This window comes from Pseudonocardia sp. EV170527-09, from assembly GCF_008369905.1.
Lineage (GTDB): Bacteria > Actinomycetota > Actinomycetes > Mycobacteriales > Pseudonocardiaceae > Pseudonocardia.
In genome coordinates this window covers 1-241 of the sequence record NZ_VRMC01000631.1, presented here as the reverse complement: position 1 = coordinate 241, position 241 = coordinate 1, and the positions used below count along the sequence as shown (strand labels likewise).

1 protein-coding gene is annotated in these 241 nt (G+C 42.3%); it reads left to right on the top strand.

Annotated features, from left to right (window positions below; all coding sequences use genetic code 11):
• Window positions 1-43 precede the first annotated feature (43 nt).
• Window positions 44-241, top strand: a 198-nt coding sequence (locus FVA95_RS30335) for a hypothetical protein (RefSeq protein ID WP_205016110.1), incomplete at its 3' end; no start/stop codon positions are given.

The following is a 241-nucleotide window of genomic DNA, read 5'->3' as shown; positions in this document are numbered from 1 at the left end:
GCTCATGGCTCTCGGGCTGAACAACTCATCAAGGAGCTTCAAGATGGAGTATGAGTTGTGTATTCGTGAGGCAGAGATTTCAGATGCTACAGCCTTAATTGCATTTTTAGATTGTGTCGGTCAAGAGACAGACTTTACTAGCCTAGATGAAAATGGCATCATGATGACAGCTTCTGAAATGGCTCTTTTTATCGAAAAACAAGCTGCATCAGAGAATCAAATTACTCTCCTCGCGTTACTG